1 pseudogene is annotated in these 232 nt (G+C 29.7%); it reads right to left on the bottom strand.

The window, feature by feature from the left end:
- Positions 1–186, bottom strand: a pseudogene (locus AC6UDG_RS07915) (MFS transporter); the annotation flags it as partial.
- Positions 187–232 lie beyond the last annotated feature (46 nt).

The raw sequence follows: 232 nt of genomic DNA, 5'->3' as shown, positions 1-232 counted from the left end.
AACTAATGGTGGAAGTATGAAAAAATATCCTAAATTAGTTGGATCAGCACCAATCGTTTGGAAAATTCTTCCCATTTGAGAACTTTGAATTGATCCAGCCATATTAATACCAAAACAACCTAAGGTTAATGCTAATATTGACCAAGTTGCTAAATTTGGTAAATGTTCCGTCTTTTTATCAGCCATTGTTTTTCTCCTTATATATTTATAATTATTTTACTTTCTCCATTAA

The sequence above is a fragment of the Fructilactobacillus sp. X2R1C1 genome, from assembly GCF_059901435.1.
Note: the sequence above shows the minus strand (reverse complement) of the source record. Positions and strands in the feature narration are given on the sequence as shown.